Source organism: Cellulomonas sp. 73-92 (assembly GCF_001898175.1).
Classification (GTDB): Bacteria; Actinomycetota; Actinomycetes; order Actinomycetales; family Cellulomonadaceae; genus Cellulomonas.
The window spans coordinates 37,781-57,094 of record NZ_MKTH01000026.1 but is presented as its reverse complement, the minus strand read 5'-3'; the positions used below and the strand labels follow the sequence as shown (position 1 = coordinate 57,094).

23 protein-coding genes and 4 pseudogenes are annotated in these 19,314 nt (G+C 69.9%); 18 read left to right on the top strand and 9 right to left on the bottom strand.

Features of this window, described 5'->3' with window-relative positions:
* A pseudogene (locus BGO37_RS17225) lies at window positions 1–123 on the top strand (c-type cytochrome biogenesis protein CcsB); the annotation flags it as partial.
* Here BGO37_RS17225 and BGO37_RS17220 read toward each other — a convergent pair.
* From BGO37_RS17220 to BGO37_RS17195, 6 genes are all read right to left on the bottom strand, one after another.
* Window positions 105–743 carry a class I SAM-dependent methyltransferase gene (locus BGO37_RS17220; protein ID WP_291756979.1) on the bottom strand — a complete coding sequence of 213 codons (639 nt, stop codon included), beginning with the start codon at window positions 741–743 and terminating at the stop codon, window positions 105–107. The pseudogene BGO37_RS17225 and the gene BGO37_RS17220 sit on opposite strands and share 19 nt — an antisense overlap.
* A gap of 265 nt (window positions 744–1,008) precedes the next feature.
* Entirely contained in the window at window positions 1,009–1,329 is a 321-nt protein-coding gene (locus tag BGO37_RS17215; RefSeq protein WP_291756978.1) for a hypothetical protein, read from the bottom strand.
* On the bottom strand, window positions 1,329–1,568 hold the full coding sequence (locus BGO37_RS17210) for a hypothetical protein (protein WP_291756976.1): 240 nt from the start codon (window positions 1,566–1,568) through the stop codon (window positions 1,329–1,331). The genes BGO37_RS17215 and BGO37_RS17210 overlap by 1 nt, the downstream gene beginning before the upstream one ends.
* Window positions 1,569–1,987: 419 nt before the next feature.
* Window positions 1,988–3,319 (bottom strand): YibE/F family protein, encoded by a 1,332-nt coding sequence (locus BGO37_RS17205; RefSeq protein WP_291756975.1) that lies wholly within the window; start codon window positions 3,317–3,319, stop codon window positions 1,988–1,990.
* A 778-nt stretch (window positions 3,320–4,097) separates the two neighbouring features.
* A complete protein-coding gene (locus tag BGO37_RS17200) occupies window positions 4,098–5,198 on the bottom strand; it encodes an ATP-binding protein (RefSeq protein ID WP_291756974.1) in 1,101 nt (366 codons plus the stop codon).
* Window positions 5,195–5,917, bottom strand: a complete 723-nt coding sequence (locus BGO37_RS17195; protein ID WP_291756972.1) for a response regulator transcription factor — start codon at window positions 5,915–5,917, stop codon at window positions 5,195–5,197. Before BGO37_RS17195 ends, BGO37_RS17200 begins: the two co-directional genes overlap by 4 nt.
* 177 nt (window positions 5,918–6,094) lie before the next feature.
* On the opposite strand from BGO37_RS17195, the gene BGO37_RS17190 reads away from it, so the two are divergent.
* The 15 genes and pseudogenes from BGO37_RS17190 to nrdF all read left to right on the top strand — a co-directional run bounded on the left by BGO37_RS17190 (window position 6,095) and on the right by nrdF (window position 14,028).
* Window positions 6,095–6,400 carry a glutaredoxin gene (locus BGO37_RS17190; protein WP_291756970.1) on the top strand — a complete coding sequence of 102 codons (306 nt, stop codon included), beginning with the start codon at window positions 6,095–6,097 and terminating at the stop codon, window positions 6,398–6,400.
* The gene (locus BGO37_RS17185; protein WP_291756968.1) at window positions 6,390–7,430 is read left to right on the top strand and encodes a cytochrome c biogenesis CcdA family protein; all 1,041 of its coding nucleotides are present in this window, start codon (window positions 6,390–6,392) and stop codon (window positions 7,428–7,430) included. The genes BGO37_RS17190 and BGO37_RS17185 overlap by 11 nt, the downstream gene beginning before the upstream one ends.
* A complete protein-coding gene (locus tag BGO37_RS17180; protein WP_291756966.1) occupies window positions 7,427–8,059 on the top strand; it encodes a redoxin domain-containing protein in 633 nt (210 codons plus the stop codon). Before BGO37_RS17185 ends, BGO37_RS17180 begins: the two co-directional genes overlap by 4 nt.
* Before the next feature lie 32 nt (window positions 8,060–8,091).
* Window positions 8,092–8,247 carry a hypothetical protein gene (locus tag BGO37_RS17175; protein ID WP_291756964.1) on the top strand — a complete coding sequence of 52 codons (156 nt, stop codon included), beginning with the start codon at window positions 8,092–8,094 and terminating at the stop codon, window positions 8,245–8,247.
* A gap of 36 nt (window positions 8,248–8,283) precedes the next feature.
* Entirely contained in the window at window positions 8,284–9,078 is a 795-nt protein-coding gene (locus BGO37_RS17170; RefSeq protein WP_291756963.1) for a prolipoprotein diacylglyceryl transferase, read from the top strand.
* A 59-nt stretch (window positions 9,079–9,137) separates the two neighbouring features.
* Window positions 9,138–9,809: a DUF305 domain-containing protein gene (locus BGO37_RS17165; protein ID WP_291756961.1), complete on the top strand. Its 672-nt coding sequence runs from the start codon at window positions 9,138–9,140 to the stop codon at window positions 9,807–9,809.
* A gap of 186 nt (window positions 9,810–9,995) precedes the next feature.
* Window positions 9,996–10,739 (top strand): AraC family transcriptional regulator, encoded by a 744-nt coding sequence (locus BGO37_RS17160; protein ID WP_291756959.1) that lies wholly within the window; start codon window positions 9,996–9,998, stop codon window positions 10,737–10,739.
* A gap of 86 nt (window positions 10,740–10,825) precedes the next feature.
* A complete protein-coding gene (locus tag BGO37_RS17155) occupies window positions 10,826–11,020 on the top strand; it encodes a hypothetical protein (RefSeq protein ID WP_367188122.1) in 195 nt (64 codons plus the stop codon).
* Window positions 10,990–11,184 (top strand): annotated as a pseudogene (locus tag BGO37_RS17150) (helix-turn-helix domain-containing protein); the annotation flags it as partial. The gene BGO37_RS17155 and the pseudogene BGO37_RS17150, both read left to right, overlap by 31 nt.
* A 110-nt stretch (window positions 11,185–11,294) precedes the next feature.
* Complete coding sequence (locus tag BGO37_RS17145; RefSeq protein WP_291756957.1) at window positions 11,295–11,417, top strand: hypothetical protein; 123 nt, start codon at window positions 11,295–11,297, stop codon at window positions 11,415–11,417.
* Window positions 11,414–11,521 (top strand): annotated as a pseudogene (locus BGO37_RS17140) (hypothetical protein); the annotation flags it as partial. The gene BGO37_RS17145 and the pseudogene BGO37_RS17140, both read left to right, overlap by 4 nt.
* An 82-nt stretch (window positions 11,522–11,603) precedes the next feature.
* On the top strand, window positions 11,604–11,804 hold the full coding sequence (locus BGO37_RS17135; protein ID WP_367188123.1) for a DUF2255 family protein: 201 nt from the start codon (window positions 11,604–11,606) through the stop codon (window positions 11,802–11,804).
* A gap of 51 nt (window positions 11,805–11,855) precedes the next feature.
* Window positions 11,856–11,981, top strand: a pseudogene (locus BGO37_RS17130) (aldo/keto reductase); the annotation flags it as partial.
* Window positions 11,982–12,446: 465 nt separating this feature from the next.
* Entirely contained in the window at window positions 12,447–12,926 is a 480-nt protein-coding gene (nrdI, locus tag BGO37_RS17125; protein ID WP_291756989.1) for a class Ib ribonucleoside-diphosphate reductase assembly flavoprotein NrdI, read from the top strand.
* A gap of 76 nt (window positions 12,927–13,002) precedes the next feature.
* On the top strand, window positions 13,003–14,028 hold the full coding sequence (nrdF, locus tag BGO37_RS17120; protein ID WP_291756955.1) for a class 1b ribonucleoside-diphosphate reductase subunit beta: 1,026 nt from the start codon (window positions 13,003–13,005) through the stop codon (window positions 14,026–14,028).
* Window positions 14,029–14,284: 256 nt separating this feature from the next.
* On the opposite strand, the gene BGO37_RS17115 is transcribed toward nrdF, so the two are convergent.
* On the bottom strand, window positions 14,285–14,494 hold the full coding sequence (locus tag BGO37_RS17115) for a hypothetical protein (protein ID WP_291756953.1): 210 nt from the start codon (window positions 14,492–14,494) through the stop codon (window positions 14,285–14,287).
* Between the two features lie 186 nt (window positions 14,495–14,680).
* Here BGO37_RS17115 and BGO37_RS17110 point away from each other — a divergent pair, with 186 nt between their 5' ends.
* Window positions 14,681–15,082 (top strand): helix-turn-helix transcriptional regulator, encoded by a 402-nt coding sequence (locus BGO37_RS17110; protein ID WP_291756951.1) that lies wholly within the window; start codon window positions 14,681–14,683, stop codon window positions 15,080–15,082.
* Between the two features lie 13 nt (window positions 15,083–15,095).
* Here the strand turns inward: BGO37_RS17110 and BGO37_RS17105 are convergent, their stop codons facing one another.
* Together BGO37_RS17105 and BGO37_RS17100 are read right to left on the bottom strand one after the other, a co-directional pair.
* On the bottom strand, window positions 15,096–16,421 hold the full coding sequence (locus BGO37_RS17105) for a nitrate/sulfonate/bicarbonate ABC transporter ATP-binding protein (RefSeq protein ID WP_291756949.1): 1,326 nt from the start codon (window positions 16,419–16,421) through the stop codon (window positions 15,096–15,098).
* Between the two features lie 28 nt (window positions 16,422–16,449).
* Window positions 16,450–18,219: an ABC transporter permease subunit gene (locus tag BGO37_RS17100; protein WP_291756946.1), complete on the bottom strand. Its 1,770-nt coding sequence runs from the start codon at window positions 18,217–18,219 to the stop codon at window positions 16,450–16,452.
* A gap of 802 nt (window positions 18,220–19,021) precedes the next feature.
* On the opposite strand from BGO37_RS17100, the gene BGO37_RS17095 reads away from it, so the two are divergent.
* Window positions 19,022–19,261: a hypothetical protein gene (locus BGO37_RS17095; protein WP_291756945.1), complete on the top strand. Its 240-nt coding sequence runs from the start codon at window positions 19,022–19,024 to the stop codon at window positions 19,259–19,261.
* The last annotated feature ends 53 nt before the right edge of the window (window positions 19,262–19,314 follow it).

Sequence of the window (19,314 nt, the reverse complement as noted above, 5' to 3'; positions counted from 1 at the left end):
CGCGGCTGGAGCGGGCGGCGGGCCGCCTACCTCGTCTTCGCCGGGTACGCCGCGGTGCTCGCCAACTTCACGGTGATCAACCTCTTCGTCTCCGGCCTGCACTCCTACTCGGGCCTGAAGTGACCGGCCGGTGCTTGGGCTAGCGTCTCCGGTGTTCCAGACCGACGCAGGGCGTGGAAGCGCATGAGATGGCCGTGCCACGACAGTCCGATCGTGATCTGGGCGAAGCCAGCCAGAGCCAGCCCGTCGGCGAGCTCGGCCGGTGTCAGGATCCGGTGCGGTGAGCCGTCCGCGCGGTGGACCACGCGTGCCAGGCGGGTGTCGGTCAGGTCGTAGCCGATCAGGGCGCCGCCGGGCCTGAGGACCTGGGCGATCTGCGTGAGCGCCTCAGTCCAGTCGATGACGTGGTGCAGCATCAGGTACGAGGTGACCGCGTCGAAGCTGGCAGGCTCGAACGGCAGATTTGTCACGTCGGCCCGGGCGACCGTCACGTTGCCGAATCGGGCGAGCCGCGAGCGTGCGACCTCGACCATGACAGGGTCGACATCGATGACCGTCAGCCGGGTGATGGGGAACCGGCGGGCGGTCTCGGCGGCCATGGCGCCAACGCCACCACCGATCTCCAGCACCTCACCGGTCAGCAGATGGTCGGCCAAGACCCAGGGCAGCACCCTGCGACCGGCGAAGCTGCGCCAAAGCGCGCTGCGGCAAAAGGTGGCCTCGACGGCCGACATGACCGGCATAGCGTGCAACCTCCTCAAGCACAGGTGCCGCAACGACCGGAAAGCGCTGGGAATGAGAGCGGCGATGTTCGCGGCTGCGAAAGCCGCATGGTCCTCGAGACAGCCGCCGGCATGCAGCCCCCACCTTGCGGCCTGCCTCTCATCAGCATCCGGTCACTGTGTGTGTGCAAGGTGGGTCCCACGGCAATCGGCACCAGCGCCGCCACAGACGGGGACGCGCCGCTGCCTGGAGTCAGCGGTGCGTCCCCGCGTGCGTGAGGACCGGTCAGGGGATGCGTTCGTGGTTCTCGCGGGTCAGCGGCACCTCCGGCAGCGTGTGGTCGGTGTGCTGATGCGTCTCATGCCCGGTGCTAGACGTCGTCCCCTCCTGCTGGTGGCCGCCACCGCAGTGGTCATGGCCGCCGGCTCCGTGGTCGTGCTCGCCGTGGCCCCCCTTGTTCATCATGAACATCATCCCGACCATGCCCAGCGGGCACGACAGCAGCAACGCATAGGTCAACGCAGTGCGCAGGTCGACTCGCAGCAGCAGCAAGACGGCGAAGATCGCGCCGCCGCCGATCAGCATGTGTTTGAGGTGGTGCTTCATCAAAGTCCCTTCATCGCGACCGGGGCGTGCTCACCGAGCTGGGCGCGCACCTGGTGGTAGGTGTCCAGGTCAATGTCTCCCGCGGCGAGGCGGGCGTCGAGAGCCGTGCGCGGGTCGGGGCCCCGCTGCGCGGGGAACAGCCAGCACACCGCCAAGACGGCTAGGCCAAGCACGGCCGCCCAGAGGGCGACCATCAACACCCAGCCGCCGGCGCTCATCTGGCCGCACCACAGGCCCATCGAGCCCTCCTCGCCGCGGAGTGAGCGGCGCCGGATGAACCGCTCACCCCTCAGGGTCGGCGTCCCCGATCAATTTCCGGGTCGCGCACGATGAAGGCTTGCTGAAGATCGCCCGCCCCGGTTGGCAGACCACCGGCGATGCGTGGGCCTTCACGAACCGCAGCACCGGCCAGGTTGCACGATGTCCAGGAGGAAGCCCGCGGGTGGATCTCGCCCCGGTCGGCCCGATCCGGTCCACCACCATGGCCCTGCCAGCCGAACCGTTGCCGTCACCCCAGCCGTTGACGACATCGCCGTGAAAGGGCTTCTTGGGCGTAGCACTACCCGGAGTACCCCGGGGTGCGCCAGCCGCCTGTCGGCAGGCCTCGCGGCGGGTAACGCGGCTGCTGTGCGATGCGAGGTTCTTGGCCTTCGGGGCCTCAGATCGGGGCGGGGTGGCTGTGCCCGCCGCGGATGCGCAGCGTGGCCGGTTCGGAGCGGAGCGCGATGATCGCCGCCACGGCGGTGGTCAGCGGGATGGCCAGCACCAGGCCGATGGACCCGGCCAGGGTGCGCACGATCTCTTGGGCGAAAACTCCTCCGGTCAGCGTGCGCATCAGTGGCAGGCCATACAACTGGAGAGTCAGCAGGACAGGCAGGGAGGCTCCGACGTAGGCGAAGGCGATCGTGTAGATGGTGGAGGCGACGTGGTCGCGTCCGATGCGCATGCCGCCGGCGAACAGATCCTGCCAGGTGGCGGCAGGGTTGGCGGTGCGCAGTTCCCAGACCGCGGAGACCTGGGTGATGGTGACGTCGTTGAGCACGCCCAGGCCGGCCAGGACGACCCCGGCCAGGAAGATGGCGCGCAGTGCGGTCAGACCGTGGTCGCCCAGCAGGGCGGCCAGCTGGTAGTCCTCCTGCCCGGTGATGGGGTTCAGGCTGGCCGTCCACGCGCCGAGGGCCCCGAGACCAGCGATGAGCGCCAGTCCGACAAAGGTGCCCAGCAGCGCGGTGGAGGTGCGCAGCGACAGGCCGTGTGTGAGGTAGCCGACCACCGTCATGATCGCTACGGACGCCGACAACGTCAGAAGGAGGGCGTTCTCACCGGCGATCAGGCCGGGCAGCAGATAGATCCACAGCAGCACCATCGCCAGCACCAGGCCGATCAGCGCCCGCATCCCACGCCAGCCCGCCACGAGTGCGGTCACCAGCAGGAACGCCAGCGCCAGGCTCGCCAGGGGCACAGTGCGTTCGACGTCGGCAAAGGCCCAGATGTCCTCTGCGCCGTCGGTCGCCGGATAGTGCTCCACGACGACCGGGGCGCCTTGGCGAACGGCTCGGTTCACGGTGCCGACGGTGGGATAGACCGTGACCTGTTTGCCGGCCCAAGGACCCTCGCTGACGCGTGCCTGGACCCGCAGGCACGGCACGGTCTGCGGGACGGTGCCGTCCGGCTGCACGTTCTCCTGCGTGCCCTGACACGTCGTCTCGACGGCAGCGGTGACGGTGGCCCGGAAAAACTGCACCCCGGTGTCGACCAAGCCGGCGCTGGAGGCAGCCTGGCTGGCCGCCGGTGGCCAGGTCACCGCGATGCCGATCACCGAAGCAAGCGCCAACGGCACCACAACCAGCAGCACGGACAGACCCACCCGCGATCCGGTCCGGCTACGACGTCGAACGGCACGTGTTCTGGCGTGCGCGGCGACGTGTTCGCCGGACCCGCCAGAAGGGGCGTCCCCGTCGACGTGGTGGACGGCGGCATCGTTGCTCACCGGGCGCGCTCATCGATCTCGTGGGGCGACTGGCCATGCGACGCGACAGACGCGCAGGCGCCGAGAGGCACCGGACGGTGCCCAGACGTGCAGTAGGCATGGGCGCCCTGAGCGATTCCCACGTGGGTGAACTGGTGCCTCACCGCGGTTCCTTTCGTCGCGCCCGGCCAACCGGCCAGCTGGTGATGCGGTCGGCAGGCGGTCAGGTCGTGGCTGCCGCGACAAGGCGGGCATCGAAGGCCGAATGCGGGTAGGTGATCCGTTGCGCACAGCGCCGAGGGCGTGGGACCCGGGTCACACAGCTTGCCGTTGCCGGTCGCTTCGGTGACCGCCCCGGCCCATCGAGCCCTCCTCGCCGCGGGTGAGCGGCGTGAGGAACCACTCGCGATCTAGGGTGCGTGCCCGTGGATCAACTTCCAGGTTGCAGACCATGAAGGCTTGCTGAAGACCCGTCCCCGGATCTGCATGGGGCGTGTGGGGTCGGTTCTGCTGCGGAGCCAGAGCCTTGCAGCCGGCGGTAAGGTTCCCCGTGAGGTGCCCAACGACGGCCCGGCGGTGACCGCCCGTCGTGTTGCGCATTGCCTGACCCGTGGGCAGGTCAGCGCCCTGAAGCGACCTGTCGAGCGTGTGTCGAGGCGCCGTATCTGGGGCAGGTCACCGGCGGTCATTGGCGGACGACGGGTCCTGGTCAGAAGGGCATGAATTCGTCACACACCACGCCTCGAGCGTCCCGTGAGGCTGCTCGACCTGCGCGTGGTCGTCGACCTTCCCATCACCCTCAGGTGGTGGGAAGGTCGACGACGAAGCTGGATCCATGGCCCAGTCCGTCGCTGTGGGCTACGACGGTGCCGCCGTGTGCGGTGACGAGGGCCTTGACGATCGCCAGGCCGATGCCTGAGCCGCCGTGGCTGCGGTCGCGGGCGGTGTCGACCCGGTAGAAGCGTTCGAAGACGTGCGGCAAGTGCTCGGGGCCGATGCCCTCGCCGGTGTCGGTCACGGTGAACCGCACCCCCGATGCTGAGGCCTGTGCGTGCACCGTGATGTGCCCGCCGGTCGGGGTGTGTCGGATCGCGTTGTCCAGCAGGTTGCCCAAGACCTGGGCGAACCGGTCGCGGTCCACCCGGATCTGCGGCAGGGCGGTCTCGGTCTGGACCACCAGGTCGACGCCGGCCTGCTCGGCAGGGACCGTCGCGGCCGAGATCGCGGTCGCCACCAGGTCGGCCGGCGCCACGGTCTGCACGTTGAGCTCCAAGGCTCCGCTCTCCGCCTTGGTGACCGCGGCCAGGTCGGCGGCGAGTCTGGTCAGCCGCGACGCCTGGGTCCGTAGCACGTCGATCGTGGTCGGGGTCAGTTCCTGCACGCCGTCCTCCAGGGCGTCGACGTAGGCCGAGATCGTCGCCACCGGGGTGCGCAGCTCGTGGGCGACGTCGGCCATGAGCCGGCGGCGCAGCTGTTCGTCCTGGTGCAGCCGGGCCGCCATGGTGTTGAACGCGTCGGCAAGGTCGTCGAACTCGGCTCCGACGCGTGGCTGGGCCAACCGCACCTCGAACCGACCTGCGGCCACCTCACCGGCCGCACCCGACAGGCTGCCCAGCGAGGCCCCGATCCGCCGGGCAAGCACCACGGAGACGATCAACGCCGTCAGGACGGCCGCGGTCAGCGCCACAGCCAGCGTCAGGGCGCTGGCAGAGGCGAACGCCGATTCGGCATGCTCGACGACGGTGCCCGGTGAACCTTCGGCCTCGGCCATGTGGCGGTGGAACAGCCCTGGCCCGATCGCACCGGCCACCAGCCAGGCTGCCAACGCCGCCGCCACCATGACCAGCGCCATGGCGGCCATGAGCCGGGCCGCGATCCCAGCGTGCGCCAACCGGCTCATCCGCCGGCACCCATCCGGTAGCCCACCCCACGCACCGTGCGGATGAAACGCTGCTCGGTCGTGGTGTCGGCCAGCTTGCGGCGCACGTGCAGCAGGTGCACGTCGACCAGGTGCTCGTCACCCACCCACTCATCGCCCCACACCGCGGCGATCAGGGCGCGGCGGCTGAACGCCCGCTGCGGGTTGGCCGCCAAGGTCGCCAACAAGTCGAACTCGGTGCGGGTCAACGGAACCAGATCGTCGCCGAGGAAGACCTCCCGACCGACCGGGTCAATCCGGAGCTCTCCGAACGACATCGCGGGCGCGTCGACCACCGCGGGCGGCTCCGCAACGGCCCGTCGGGGTCGGCGCAGCAGGGCGTTGATGCGGGCGACGAGCTCACGCGGCCGAAACGGCTTGGTCATGTAGTCGTCCGCGCCGACCGACAACCCGATGAGGGTGTCGACCTCCTCGCTGCGGGCGGTCAGCATGACGACATAGGCGTCGGAGAACGTGCGCACCTGCCGGCACACCTCCACACCGTCTAGGCCGGGCAGGCCCAGGTCGAGCACGATCACCTCCGGGTCGTGCTCGCGGGCCAGCGCCACCGCGCTGGGGCCGTCGAACGCCAGGGCGACCTCGAAGCCCTCACGCTCCAGGTAGCCGGCGATCAGCCGCGCCAGGGGCTGCTCGTCATCAACGACGAGCGCCCGTCGAAGGGGGGATGTCGGGGCGTCCATGTCGCCAGTGTGAGCACCGGCCCCCACCAAATGGCATCACCGCGGGCCCGGTGAGCCGCGACTTCATCGAACCTTGATGGAAACGACACCGGCAGCGCAGGGCTGTGGCCCGACGATCGATCGTGGTGCCGGTCTGTCACGTCTGCCAGGTCCGCGCCCAGGCAGATCGGAGACATGGTGAGTTCAACCTCCCCGGGCACGGTCCGGATCACGCTGGTGCCGGCCCCGGCATGCCACTTCTGCGAGGACGCGGACGAGGCACTGACCGAGCTCGCCTCGTCGTTCGCGTTCGAGGTCGACCGTGTGCCGGCGGAGACGCCCGAGGGCCTGCGGCTCATCGCAGCCCACCGACCCGCTCTCAACCCGCTCGTGCTGGTCGATGGGGCCTACTTCAGCGCCGGGCGACTGCCGCGCAAGAAGCTGATCAAGCTGCTGACGGACCGCGGCGCGCGGCTCACGGCGGTAGGCCCCGATGGTCGCTGAGCTGCTCGCCGCTCCGGTCGGCGGCGACCTGCTGACTACCGGCAGTGTCGTGGCCGCGTTCCTCGCCGGCGGTGTGGCGCTGTTCGCGCCCTGCTGCATCGTCTTCCTCGCACCCAGCTACCTGGCGGCGGCGGTGAAGAACCGACGCTGGCGGCTGCTGCCGCTGACGTTTGTCTTCGCCGCCGGCCTGGCCCTGGTGCTCGTGCCGTTGACACTCGGAGCCAGCGTGCTGTCCGGGGCGATCGCCCGCTACCACGCCCCGCTGTACTACTCCGGTGGCGCCCTGATGATCGCGCTGGCGATCCTCGCGGTCTCGGGTCGGATGTGGTCGCTGCCGTCCTTCGTCCGAGCACCGGACACGTCTCGCGCGGACACGGCGAGCTTCTTCGCCCTCGGCGTGTTCTCCGGGATCGCCTCCTCCTGCTGCGCCCCGGTGCTGATCGGCGTCATGACCTTGTCCGCGTTGTCGGCCTCCCCGGCCGGCGGGGTCGTGCTCGGCCTGGCCTACGTGTTCGGCATGGTGTTCCCGCTGTTCGTGATGGCCCTGGTCTGGGACAAGGCCAAGCTCAACGAGCGCCGGTTCTGGCGCGCCAGGCTGGTGCGCCTGCGTCTGGCCGGCCGGGTCCTGGTGACCAACACCGTCAACCTCGTGGTTGCAGTCGGATTCGCCGCCATGGGCATCGCGGTCATCGCGTTGGCCAACCAGAAGGACATGTCGCGGGGGTCGGCCGCCCAGACCTGGATCTCCGACCGACTGACCACCGCCTTCCTGCGCATCCAGGACTGGGCCTCACCAGTGCCCGAGGTGCTGCAGGCCCTCCTGCTGTTCCTCGTGGTCGGCGCGCTGGTCGCGGCCACTCTGACCGGAAGACGCCGCGGGGTCGGCGCCGGCGCCCCCTCTGGCGACGGCCCCGCGGGCACCACCTCTGACGAGCTCGCGCCCGTCGAGGGTCACCCCTCCCTCCAGGACGGCGCCGACACTCCGTCCTGCCACACATCACCCGCCCCCGCATCGAGGAACCAGTCATGACCTCCGGATCGGCCACCAAACGCGCCAAGGAGCGCCAGGAGATCCTCCACCAGGTGCAGGCCAAGCAGGGCGCAGTCAACCGTCGCCGTCGCCTGCTCGTCGGCGGCATCTGGGCCGTTGCCCTCCTGGTTGTCGCCGGACTAGTCACCTACGCCCTGCTGAGCTCTCGTCCGACACAGGACACTGCCAGCCGGATCGCCCCGGACTTCACGCTCACCGACTCCGACGGCGCCAGCCACACCCTGTCCGCCCTGCGCGGCGGTCCCGTTCTGCTCTACTTCTCCGAAGGCGCCGGCTGCGACGCCTGCATCGTGCAACAGGCCAAGATCGAAGCCGAACCCGGGTTCGCCGCCGCGGGCATCACCGAGCTGCCGATCGTGATGAACACCGCCGAGCAGATCAACGCCGACCGGCAACGTCTCGGCGGCAAGGCCGCCTACCTGCTCGACGACGGCACCGTGTCCAAGGAGTATGACGTCCTGGGCACTGGCATGCACGCCGGCCTACCGGGCCACGGCTTCGTCCTCATCGACGCTGACGGCAACCAGATCTGGAAGGCCGACTACCCCTCGATGTGGATCGACCCCAAGGACCTGCTCAACCTCGTCAAGGGCAAGCTCGGCCAGTAGCCCACCACCACCCGACCTTTGGAGGAACCGTCATGCCCGGATGCTGCCGCCACGAAGAGCAGTCCGACCACACCTGCACCGGCGAGTGCACCTGCCAGCACGGCACCCCAGCGGTGCTGGTCGCCGTCCACGACGACACCGCGCAGCCCGCCCACCACAGCCCTGAGCCCCCCACCCAGGCGGCCTGACCCACACCGGGCCGGCCGCCGGAGAGGAACCACCACATGCGACCGGTCCTGTTCTCCATCTTCGGCTTCGACGTCCAGTCCTACGGCGTCAGCAAGGCCGCCGCCGCACTGCTCGCCGCATGGCTCCTCGGCCGCGCCTTCCAGCGGCGCGGGCTGAAGACGGACGACGCCTACTCCCTGGTGATGTGGGCGACGATCTGGGGCTTCGTCGGCGCCAAGATCTACTTCCTGCTCGAGCACACCGACGAGATCAGCCTGCACCACCTCGGCGGGTCTGGCTTCACCTGGTACGGCGGACTGATCGGCGGCATCGCCACGTTCCTGATCATCATCCGCCGCCGCCAGCTACCCGCCGCCTTCGTCATCGACGCCGCCGCCATCCCCCTGACCCTGGCCTACGGCGTCGGACGCATCGGCTGCTGGCTGTCCGGCGACGGCACCTACGGAAAGCCCACCACCCTGCCCTGGGGCCAGGCGTTCCCCAACGGCATGGTCGCCACCGACGTGCGGGTGCACCCCACCCCGCTGTACGAGGTGTTCGCCGCCATGCTCATCGCCGCCATCCTGTGGGGGCTGCAGCGACGCACCCGCCCACCATTGGAGATGCTCGGGGCCTACCTGATCCTGTCTGGTCTTTCCCGGTTCCTCGTGGAGTTCCTGCGGATCAACACCCCCGCACTGTTCGGGCTGACCCAGCCGCAACTGTGGGCGCTGGCCAGCATCCTCGCCGGCACGGCGATCATCGCGCACGGCCGCCTGTACGCCCGCCACGACAAACCCACCACATCGCCAGGACACGCGCCGACGGCATCGACCTTCACTGAGGCTTGACCACATCTCAGTCGGACCGCAATCGACCACCCCGGAAGGTGGGACCAACGTCCCGGAACGTGGGGCGCCAGATCAACCCCGAGGAGATCCTGTTGCGCAACCGACACACCGCCGCCCTGACCGCCTCGCTCCTGGCTGCCGGGCTCGCCCTGGCCGGCTGCTCCGCCACCGGCTCCGAGCCTGCGGCCCCTGGCCCGACGGCGACCTCCACCGAGCAGGCTCCCAGCCCGGCCGCCACGGTCGGCGCAGCCAACCAGGCCGACGTGCAGTTCGCTCAGATGATGATCGTGCACCACCAAGGCGCCCTCGACATGGCCCGGCTGGCGGCCGACCGCGCCGCCAGCTCGGACGTGCGCGAGCTCGCCGCGAACATCGAGGCGGCCCAGCAACCCGAGATCGACACCATGACCGGCTGGCTGACCGAGTGGGACGCCTCCCCCCTGCCCACCGGCGGCGCGATGCCCGGCATGGACCACGGCGCGATGAGCGAGTCCGGCGCGGGCGGCATGGCCAGCGACCAGTCCATGACCCAGTTGCAGAGCGCCTCCGGGGCGGACTTCGACCGTCTCTTCCTGCAGCTGATGACCGTCCATCACCAGGGCGCCGTAGACATGGCCGAAGCCGAAGTCGATGCCGGCCAGAACGCCGCAGCCACGGCACTCGCCCACAAGATCATCATCGACCAGACCGCCGAGATCGACCTCATGGCCAAGCTCTTGGGCACCAAGTAGCGGCGCCTTGGGCACGGCACCTTGACGCACTCGCCGCTCTCCCAAGCCAGCCCCGCATCGCACTCGGCAGATCACCACCACGACGGCACAATTAGGACGCGAAGCCTCCTCGGGGTCGCACCGATCACCATACGCGAGAGCCACCTCACGTCGGCTATGGGGCCGGTCGAGACCGCAGACGTCGTCGTGGCCTTCATCACCTCCGGGTGGACACGCATACGGCTCACCACAGCTGAGATTGACCTTCGCGCTGGAGATGTCGTCACAATTCCGGGAGAGACAGAAGTGTGGCTCACTCCCGGCGAGCCAGTTCAGGCCGTGACGATGCATGTGCTCAAGGAGTTCTTAAGCGCTCAGCTGACGTGGATGCCGTTTGCTCATCCGCTAACCCACATGCTGCGGGACGCCCTTCGCGGCGATCATCGTCCGGGAGTGATCGGCATTGGGGAGCACCGGATGCTCGAACTGGTCCCGACGCTGAGATGGCTGGCACAGTTCCACCGGTGTCGGGGCAACGAGTTCGCCATCGCGGCACGCGTTGCCGAAGTGCTGCAGGTCGTTGCTGGTCCCCCGCACGGCGCCAGTGCGGAAGCCGGTACCACTAGAATGGCGCGCCGGGAGGTGATTGCTGCAATTGACCTACTGCGCGCCCGATTGGCTCACCACTGGACGGTCCACGAGTTGGCTACCGCCGTGGGCCTGTCGGAGTCGCAACTGCGCCGCCTGTTCCACAATGAGCTTGGTGTTAGCCCGGCCGCCTACCTACGACTGGTACGAGTCGAGACAATGGCTCAAATCCTAGCCACCACTCAGACTTCGGTGGCCGAGGCAAGCCAAGCCGTCGGTTGGGACAGCCGCCCTTCGGCAAGTCGAGCCTTCCGCGGCCGGTACGGTGTCAGTCCGAGAACGTTTGCCAAAGGCGCGGGTTGATCTGCAAGAGCCGCGGGAATCGGAAGTGAGACGGTCTTCGACCCCGGGCCGCCGCGCCGCAGCCGCTTCACCGAGGCTGCGGCCGGGTGGTCCAGCAGGTGCTGGACGCGATCACGGATGCGCCCGCCTGGGTGCGCAACAACCGGCACGACTTCCTGGCCACCAACCAGATGGCCCGTGCTCTGCACGCCCCGATGCTCGACCACCAGCCGCACCCGGCCAACGGTGCCCGCTTCGTCTACCTCGACCCCTGCCTGCGTACGGCGGCCGCCGGCGCGTGAGCGGTCTGCGTCGCGAGGAGGTCGCCCTGCTCGCCGGGGTCGGCGTCGACTACTACGGGCGCATGGAACGGGGCAGCCTGTCCGGCGCCTTCGACTCCGTCCTGGAATCACTCGCCCGCACGCTTCAATTCGACAAGGTCGAGCAGGAGTACCTGTTCGACCTCAGGCCGGCCTGCTCGGGGGGCAGGCGAGCGCAGCGGCTGAAGAGAAACTCGCGCACGTCGTCGACGTGACTCATGGACGTGAACCTACGTCGATCCGCGCGGTCGAGAGGGTGCCCGATGTCACGGTCCGGCCCGGCAGGGTCTTCGACCGCGAGGTCGGCCTGGAGGCGACCCCGGCCGGGTACGCGGCGATGAACGACCGCACGGCGCTGAAGGTCATGGTGCGGCCGTGACGAGTACGCGTACGTGGACCCAGGACGAGCTCGACCGGATCGGCCGGGCCGAGGAGCTGGCCATCGCCTCCCGCCGGACGGATGGCACGCTGAGCCCCGAGGTCACCATCTGGGCGGTCGTGGCCGAGGGCGGTCTCTACGCACGCTCGGCGTACGCGCGCCGACAACGGCTGGTACCGGCGCGCCCTGGCACGCGGAACCGGGCGGATCCGTGCCGGTGGCCTCGAGCGCGACGTCGTCTTCGTCCATGCGGCGGCGGGGCCTCAGGACGTGATCGACGCCGCCTACGGGGAGAAGTACGCCCGCTACCCCTCGATCGTCGCGGGCATCGTCGGCACCGCCGTGCGCGACGTCACCATCCAGATCGTCCCGGCCGACCATGCCTGAACAGGAGCAGTCGTGACTCAGCCCACCGTGACGCTGAACAACGGCGTCGTCATGCCCGCCCTGGGACTCGGCGTCTTCCAGAGCCCACCGGCGGAGACCACCGCCGCGGCCGAGACCGCACTGGCGGTCGGCTACCGGCACATCGACACGGCGGCCGCCCACGGCAACGAGCGGGAGGAACGGCGCGGACCGCACCAGGCGACCCGGCTGGCGGGGACCTCGCACGGGGCGGCGTAGAAGTCCTCGGTCACCGGGGATGCCCCGTGCAGCGCGATGCTGGCCGCTCCGGCGCCGACCGCCAGCACGAGCGCGACGAGCGCTACGGCCGACGCGCACCCCGCTCGCGCCGCCGCGGGCGGCGAGCCTCGCGCCCGCCCGCCACGGCTCGACCAGGCCCGCCATGACAAGCCTGACTGAGAACGACATGGCGCGGGGCGACAGCGTCACTCTGGCTCTTCGCCCAGGCCCTCGACGGGGGACGTCCAAAGCGAAAGTTCGGTTAGCCGAACTCTCTGTGGCGTGTCTGCATACTGCGGTCGCTCTCGCGCGGTACTACTAGATCTAGTAGTCGGGCGGTGACTTGACCGCGACATCCTGTGTGGACGGTCCGCCGGACGATAGGAGGGACTGCTCGTGCCGAGCATCACCAACCTCGTCGAATCCCCGCCGGTGCCGGCCCGGCTCCTGGACGTGCAAGAGTCGGCGGACCTGGTGTTCTTCTCCAGCGCTTCGGAGAACACCCGTCGCTTCGTGGAGCGGCTCGACCGGCCGGCAGTGCGAATCCCACTGCGACCCCGCGTCGAAGGGGCGATCTGCGTCGCGCGCCCGTTCGTGCTCGTCGTGCCGACCTACGGCGGCGGGGAGCGGTCCGGGGCGGTGCCTAAGCAGGTGATCGGCTTCCTCAACGAACCCGCCAACCGGGGTCTGCTGCGCGGGGTCATCGCCGCCGGCAACACGAACTTCGGCGCGTCCTACTGCCTGGCCGGCCCGGTGATCTCCGCCAAGTGCCACGTGCCCGAGCTGTACCGCTTCGAGCTGCTCGGCACCGACCGCGACGTCGCGCATGTCAGCGAGGGGCTCGCCCGGTTCTGGGCGGCCCAAGCCAGACTCGCCACCGCCTAAGCGCGATCGAGGCCGGCAGGACGTCGCAGTCGACCTCCCAGGAGTACAACCCCACGAGACGAAGGACCAGCCCACCATGACTACGACGACATCGCCCCGCCCGCTGACGGAGGTCTCCGTCACCCCGCCGGCCTACCGCCGCGACCCGCTCGCCCGGCTGCGGCCGGTCAACTGGAACCGGGTCGAGGACGAGAAGGACCTCGAGGTGTGGAACCGCCTCACCGCGAACTTCTGGCTGCCGGAGAAGGTGCCGTTGTCCAACGACCTGCCCGCCTGGCGCCGGCTGAGCCCGACCGAGCGGACCCTGACGATGCGCGTGTTCACCGGGCTGACCCTGCTGGACACCGTGCAGGCCACCGTCGGGGAGGTCAGCCAGATCCAGGACGCCCGCACCGAGCACGAGGAGGCCGTCTACACCAACATCGCCTTCATGCAGGCGGTGCACGCCCGCTCCTATTCCTCGGTCTTCACCACCCTGGCCTCCACCGCGGAGATCGACGACGCCTACCGGTGGGCCGTCGGCAACGACCTGCTGCAGGCCCGAGCCAAGACGGTGCTGCACCACTACGTCGGCACCGACCCGCTGCGGCGCAAGGTCGCCTCCACGCTGCTGTCGTCCCTGCTGCTGTACGCGGGGTTCTACCTGCCGCTGTACTTCTCGGTGCACGCCACAATGACCAACACCGCCGACATGATCCGGCTGATCCTGCGGGACAAGGCGGTGCACGGCTATTACTCGGGCTACAAGTACCAGCGCGGCCTGCAGGTCCACACTCCGGCCGAGCAGGACGAGATGCGCGAGTTCGCCACCGCGCTGCTCGACGAGCTCTACCAGCTCGAGCTCGCCTACTCCGGCGAGCTCTACGAGCCGGTCGGCCTGATGGGCGATGTCGCCGCCTTCGTCCGCTACAACGCAAACAAGGCCTTGATGAACCTCGGCTACCCCGCACGCTTCACCGCCGCGGAGACCGCCGTCAGTCCCGAGATCCTCGCTGCCCTGGCCCCCTCGGCCGACGAGAACCACGACTTCTTCTCCGGTTCTGGCTCCTCCTACGTCATCGGCAAGGCCGAACACACCCACGACGACGACTGGAACTTCTAGCGCCACTACTAGAAGGTCGGTTGCGGGCGGAGCGCGCCGGCCGGACTGTCATCAACACAGTCCCTCGCCCACGCCGACAGCTCGCCGCTCCGCGGTCGACCTACGCACCGCGTCAGGTGCTGCCAAAGCCGTGTTCCAGGGTGCCGCGAAGCCGGAGGTGCCGCCCACCGCGGCGCCCGGGAGCACCCCTCCTGGATGTGGTCGTCCGAATGGTGGCGCGGTGTCGACCCGGGTGGGAATGCCGGTGGTACGCGTCCTACTTGCGCAGGTGGACGAGAGATCGCAGGCGTCGGTGGACGGCGTAGGTCAGCAACACAGCGGTGTGGAACAGTAGCGGTGCCGTGACGGGGTCGTGGCGGATCGCTGCCGCGATGATGAGGGCGATGGTGTCGACACCAGTGACGAACGCGAGGGTGGGGAAAGGCCCAGGGAAGAGGTGTTCGGCGCCGGTGGGGATCTCCGGCACGCAGTGCGAGCGTGCCGGCGGCGATCAGCCCGGCGACCGCCGGTATCGCCAAGAGGTCAAGCGAGGACATCGTGGTCCCATCAGGCGCAAACATCCCGAGCTGCGAGGCCTCGCCTCCAGGGCGTGCCAGCTGCCCGGTGCCGCCCGTCTTCTTGCTGCGACGGCGAGCACGGTAGGCTTTGTTGCGTGCAAGCGCAAGTAGCGGACGTCTCGGCGTCGGGCTTCGAGCCGTCCCTGGTCCTGTTGCGGGCGTTGGCGGACCCGACTCGGCTGCGGCTGGTCTGGTTGCTGGCGGACGGCGAGCAGCCGGTTTCGCGGCTGGCCGAGAGGCTCGGCGCCCAGGTGGCGGCGGTCTCCCAGCACCTGGCGCGGCTGCGGGAGTCCGGCGTCGTGGACAGCCGGCGCGACGGCACCCGGATCTTCTACCGGCTGGCGTCCGAGCACGTGAGCCGGCTCGTGGAGCAGGTCGTCGTCACGGCGGCGCGGCTCGAGGCGGGCCCGGTGGAGCAGTCGGCCCCGGCGACCCGGACGCCGCCGCTGCCGGCGCCCGCGTTGGGCCCGGCACGGCGCCGGGTCGCGGAGGCCTGACCGCCCTGCCTCCCTACGGCGCCGTGACGCGTTGGGCCGGGTCGAGCTGGTACTCCTCGGACAGCGTGTCGTAGGAGTACAGCTCGGCGTAGCGGCCCCAGTCGGTGGCGACGCCGAGCTGGGTGGCGATCTGCTCGTCGGTGTAGTCGTGGGCGAGCAGGTCGCGGAAGAACCCGGCGCGCAGCGTGCCGTCCTGCGTGCGGTGCAGGCTGGTGACGATCGTGCGCACGAGAGGGACGTGGTCCGACGCGGCGGCGAACAGCTGCTTGGACGTCTGCACGTCGGCCGCGGCGAACTCCACCCCGGTGTCGGTCAGCACGACGCCGCGGGCGTCGGCCGTGGCGAAGCCGAGCAGCTCGAGCGCGTCGACGAGCGGCAGGAGGTGCTTGACCTCGAGGCCGAGTTCGTCGGCCAGGTCGCCCAGGTCGATCTGTTCGGGGTGCTGGGCGAGGATCTCGGCCAGGCCGGACAGGCCGTCGACCCCGGCGGGCGGCAGCGGGGTGTTGGCCAGGGTGCGGCGAGGGACCGCGGTCGGCGTCGTCGTGCCGCGCTCGCGCCCGGTCATGACGGCGTAGACGGCGTCGACGAGGGCCTCGAAGTCCTTGGTGTCGCGCAGCCGGGGCCGGGGCAGGGTGACGGCGAGCTCGGTGCGGATGGTTCCCGGCCGGGAGTCGAGCACGAGGATGCGGTCGGCGAGCAGCACGGCCTCCTCGATGGAGTGGGTGACCAGCACGATCGCCTGGGTGGGGAACTGGCCGGAGTCCCACAGCTCGACGAGCTCGCCGCGCAGGTTCTCGGCGGTGAGCACGTCGAGGGCGGAGAACGGCTCGTCCATGAGCAGCACGTCGGGCTCGACGACCAGGGCGCGGGCGAACCCGACGCGCTGGCGCATGCCGCCGGACAGCTCCTTGGGGTAGGCGGACTCGAAGCCGTCCAACCCGATGAGGTCGATCGCCTGCAGGGCGGCCGCGGTGCGCTGCCGCGGCGGGATGCCGCGGGCCTCGAGGCCGAGCTCGACGTTCTGCTGCACGGTCAGCCAGGGCAGCAGCGCGAAGGTCTGGAACACCATCGCCGTGCCGGGGTTGGGGCCCGTCAGCTCGGTGCCGTGGTAGGTGACGGTGCCGGTCGACGGCGGGATCAGGCCGGCCAGGCAGCGCAGCAGGGTCGACTTGCCCGACCCGGAGCGGCCGAGCAGCGCGACGATCTCTCCCTGGCGGATGGTCAGGTCGATGCCGGCCAGCACGGGCAGTTCGCCGTCGGCGCCGGCGTACGACTTGCTCAGGCGCTCGGTCGCCAGCAGGGCTGCGCCGGGTGCGCGGGTGGCCGCGATGGTGGTCATGGCGTGCTCCTCGGGGGATGAGGCGAGGTCAGGTCAGGGAGTAGCGGGTCTCGGCCAGGGTCGACAGCCGGCTCCAGAACAGCCGGTTGAGCCCGACGACGTACAGCGACATCACGGCGATGCCGGCGAGGATCCTCGGGTAGTCGCCGGTGGCGGTGGCGTCGGCGATGTAGGAGCCCAGCCCGCTCGCCGTCAGCGTGGTGGCGCCGAAGGTGACGATCTCGGCGACGATCGACGCGTTCCAGGCCCCGCCGGAGGCCGTGATGGCGCCCGTGACGTAGTACGGGAAGATCGCCGGCAGGATCAGCCGCCGCCATCGCTGCCAGCCGCGCACGCCCAGGTCGTTCGTCGCCTCCCGCAGGTCGGTCGGGATGGCCTGGGCCCCGGCGATCGCGTTGAACAGGATGTACCACTGGGCGCCCAGCGACATCAGGAACGCCCCGCCGATGTTCAGGCTGAGGCCCGTGCGCACCAGAACCCAGGTCACCAGGGGGAACAGGAAGTTGGCGGGGAAGCTGGACAACACCTGGACCACGGGCTGGGCGATGCGGGCCAGGCGCGGGCTGGTGCCGATCCACACGCCGATCGGCACCCACACCAGCGTCGCCGCCACGATGACGACGACCACCCGGGCCAACGTCGCCAGCCCCAGCAGCAGCGGCTCGACGAACACCGCCAGCCCTTGCCCCGTCCCGGTGAGGAAGCGGAGCAGGCCGACCAGGCCCCAGGCGATCAGGCCGACGACGACGAGGGTGAACACCACGTCCCCCACGCGCCGCCGGGCTCGGCTGCCGGTCAGGGGGCGGGTGTCGGTGCCGAAGACCCGGCCCGCGCGGTCGAGCAGCTCGCCCGCCGCGTGGCCGGCCGGCGCGAACAGCCGGGACCAGTGCGAGCGGCGCAGCAGGTCCAGCACCAGGGACCGGGGCACGTCGACGGCCTCGGACTGCTCCTGCTTGAACTTCTCGGCCCACGCCGTCAGCGGCCGCCAGAACAGGAAGTTGACGCCGACCACCAGGATCGCCATCGTCACGATCGCGTAGCCCACCCCGGCGAGGTTGCCCTCGGCGATGGCCGCTCCGGCGAACGCGCCCACCCCGGGCAGCGTGTAGTCGTGGTTGGCGACGGTGATGGCCTCGGAGGCGACCAGGAAGAACCAGCCACCGCCGAAGCTCAGCATCCCGTTCCAGACCAGCCCGATCGTCGCGCTCGGGACCTCGATCTTCCAGAACCGCATCCACCGGGTCAGCCGCAGGTTGCGCGACAGCTCGTCCAGCTCCCGCGGCAGCGAGATCAGGGAGTTGTAGAACGAGAACGTCATGTTCCACGCCTGGGACGTGAAGATCGCGAACACCGAGGCCAGCTCCAGGCCGAGCAGCGAGTGCGGGAACAGGCGCACCAGCGTGGTGACCGCGATCGTCAGGAACCCGAGGATCGGCACCGACTGCAGGATGTCCAGCGCCGGGATCAGCACCTTCTCCAGCCGCCGGCTGCGCGCCGCGGCATACCCGTAGACGAAGGTGAACACGATCGACGCCGCCAGCGCGACGAACATCCGCAACAGGCTGCGCGCGGCGTAGTACGGCAGGCGGGCCGGGTCGGTGTCGATGTTCAACGGCCGGCTCGGGTTGAACCGGACGTTCACGCCCGCGCCGGTACGGATCGCGACATAGAAGACGACGAGCACCCCGGCCGCCACCACGAGGTCGGCCCAGCCGAACCCGCCGAGCACCCAGCGCACGCGCGCCGGTACGGAGCCGGCGACGCGCTCGATGCGCGCGCGGCGATCGGTCAACGGCATCACGACGACCCCCAGGGACGGGCAGGGCGCGCGCGGGGAAGGTCGAGCGGTACGGACACGCACGAAGGACGCCGGCGCGGCGACGAGTGGGAGGTGGCGGGCTGGCACCCGCCGGGCGCACCCCGGACGTCAGCGGCGGGTCAGCGCCGCGCACTCCGGGGGCTGGTACTCGGATGCGGATCGGAAGACGACACGTCGAGCCACCCCCTCCACGGAGCGCTGGGACCATCGAACACCGCAGATGGTGGCACATAGTTGCGGCTCGACGCAAATAGTGACCGGACGCCCCGACGAGACCCGCTCGCAGACGAGGTCGGGTGCAATCAGGCGCGAACGGTCAGTGCCGAAGCCACGCGCGACGGGCACATTCACCGCACGAAACTGGCGCCCTGACATGAACTCGAGTGACGAGTTCCTTACTCGCTGAGCCGGGGTGGGTGCCGGGCCGGCTTGCCGAGCGGTGTGTAGGGGTGCCAGGCGATGCCGTACTCGTTCGCGATTCTCTCGCTGCCGGTGGGGCCGTAGCCAAGCATCCCGGCGACGATGATGGGTGGGGCTTGCCGCAGCAGTTCGCGGAGCGCGCGGCTGCGGTTGCTGAGGTTCGGGATGCCGAGCTTGCGAAGCCGGTCACGCAGGGACGTGGTGTGCAGCGGCCGCCCGGACGCGCGCCCGGGAAAACAACCACGGGCTGGTCGCGTTGGCCGCGGTCGTCTTGTTCCGTCGCCTGACGACGTGCTGGGCGAATGATCTTGTCAAACGGCGTGGGAACCGGCGTGGGTGGGTCGCCGAGTCGGATGAGGACATGTCCGTCCTCGTCGAGGCCGATGTCGTCGACGGTGAGCTGTTGGATGCGAGTCAGGGGCTGGGCGTAGAGGAGGACGAGCAGCGCGAGCACCGGGTCGGTCAGCTCCATGCCGTCGCCGTCGTGGACCTGGCGGATGAGCGCGATGCGGTGCTGCTGAGTCAGGAGGGCGACGGGCCGCTGGAGGTGGGGCGGGAGCTCGAGTCTCGGCATGCGCCGGGTGTGCATCGCCCAGCGTAGGAACGGCTGGAGGGCGTCGCGCAGCCGGGGCGTGCCCTCGGCGAAGAGACGGT

Bases quoted from the DNA above. Each gene is read 5' to 3' on its own strand.
- BGO37_RS17195 (WP_291756972.1), bottom strand. From the start codon at position 5,917: ATGGACGCCCCGACATCCCCCCTTCGACGGGCGCTCGTCGTTGATGAC.
- BGO37_RS17180 (WP_291756966.1), top strand. From the start codon at position 7,427: ATGACCTCCGGATCGGCCACCAAACGCGCCAAGGAGCGCCAGGAGATC.
- BGO37_RS17100 (WP_291756946.1), bottom strand. From the start codon at position 18,219: ATGCCGTTGACCGATCGCCGCGCGCGCATCGAGCGCGTCGCCGGCTCC.
- BGO37_RS17200 (WP_291756974.1), bottom strand. From the start codon at position 5,198: ATGAGCCGGTTGGCGCACGCTGGGATCGCGGCCCGGCTCATGGCCGCC.
- BGO37_RS17095 (WP_291756945.1), top strand. From the start codon at position 19,022: ATGTCCGTCCTCGTCGAGGCCGATGTCGTCGACGGTGAGCTGTTGGAT.
- BGO37_RS17215 (WP_291756978.1), bottom strand. From the start codon at position 1,329: ATGAAGCACCACCTCAAACACATGCTGATCGGCGGCGGCGCGATCTTC.
- BGO37_RS17185 (WP_291756968.1), top strand. From the start codon at position 6,390: ATGGTCGCTGAGCTGCTCGCCGCTCCGGTCGGCGGCGACCTGCTGACT.
- BGO37_RS17210 (WP_291756976.1), bottom strand. From the start codon at position 1,568: ATGGGCCTGTGGTGCGGCCAGATGAGCGCCGGCGGCTGGGTGTTGATG.
- BGO37_RS17170 (WP_291756963.1), top strand. From the start codon at position 8,284: ATGCGACCGGTCCTGTTCTCCATCTTCGGCTTCGACGTCCAGTCCTAC.
- BGO37_RS17220 (WP_291756979.1), bottom strand. From the start codon at position 743: ATGCCGGTCATGTCGGCCGTCGAGGCCACCTTTTGCCGCAGCGCGCTT.
- nrdF (WP_291756955.1), top strand. From the start codon at position 13,003: ATGACTACGACGACATCGCCCCGCCCGCTGACGGAGGTCTCCGTCACC.
- BGO37_RS17105 (WP_291756949.1), bottom strand. From the start codon at position 16,421: ATGACCACCATCGCGGCCACCCGCGCACCCGGCGCAGCCCTGCTGGCG.
- BGO37_RS17175 (WP_291756964.1), top strand. From the start codon at position 8,092: ATGCCCGGATGCTGCCGCCACGAAGAGCAGTCCGACCACACCTGCACC.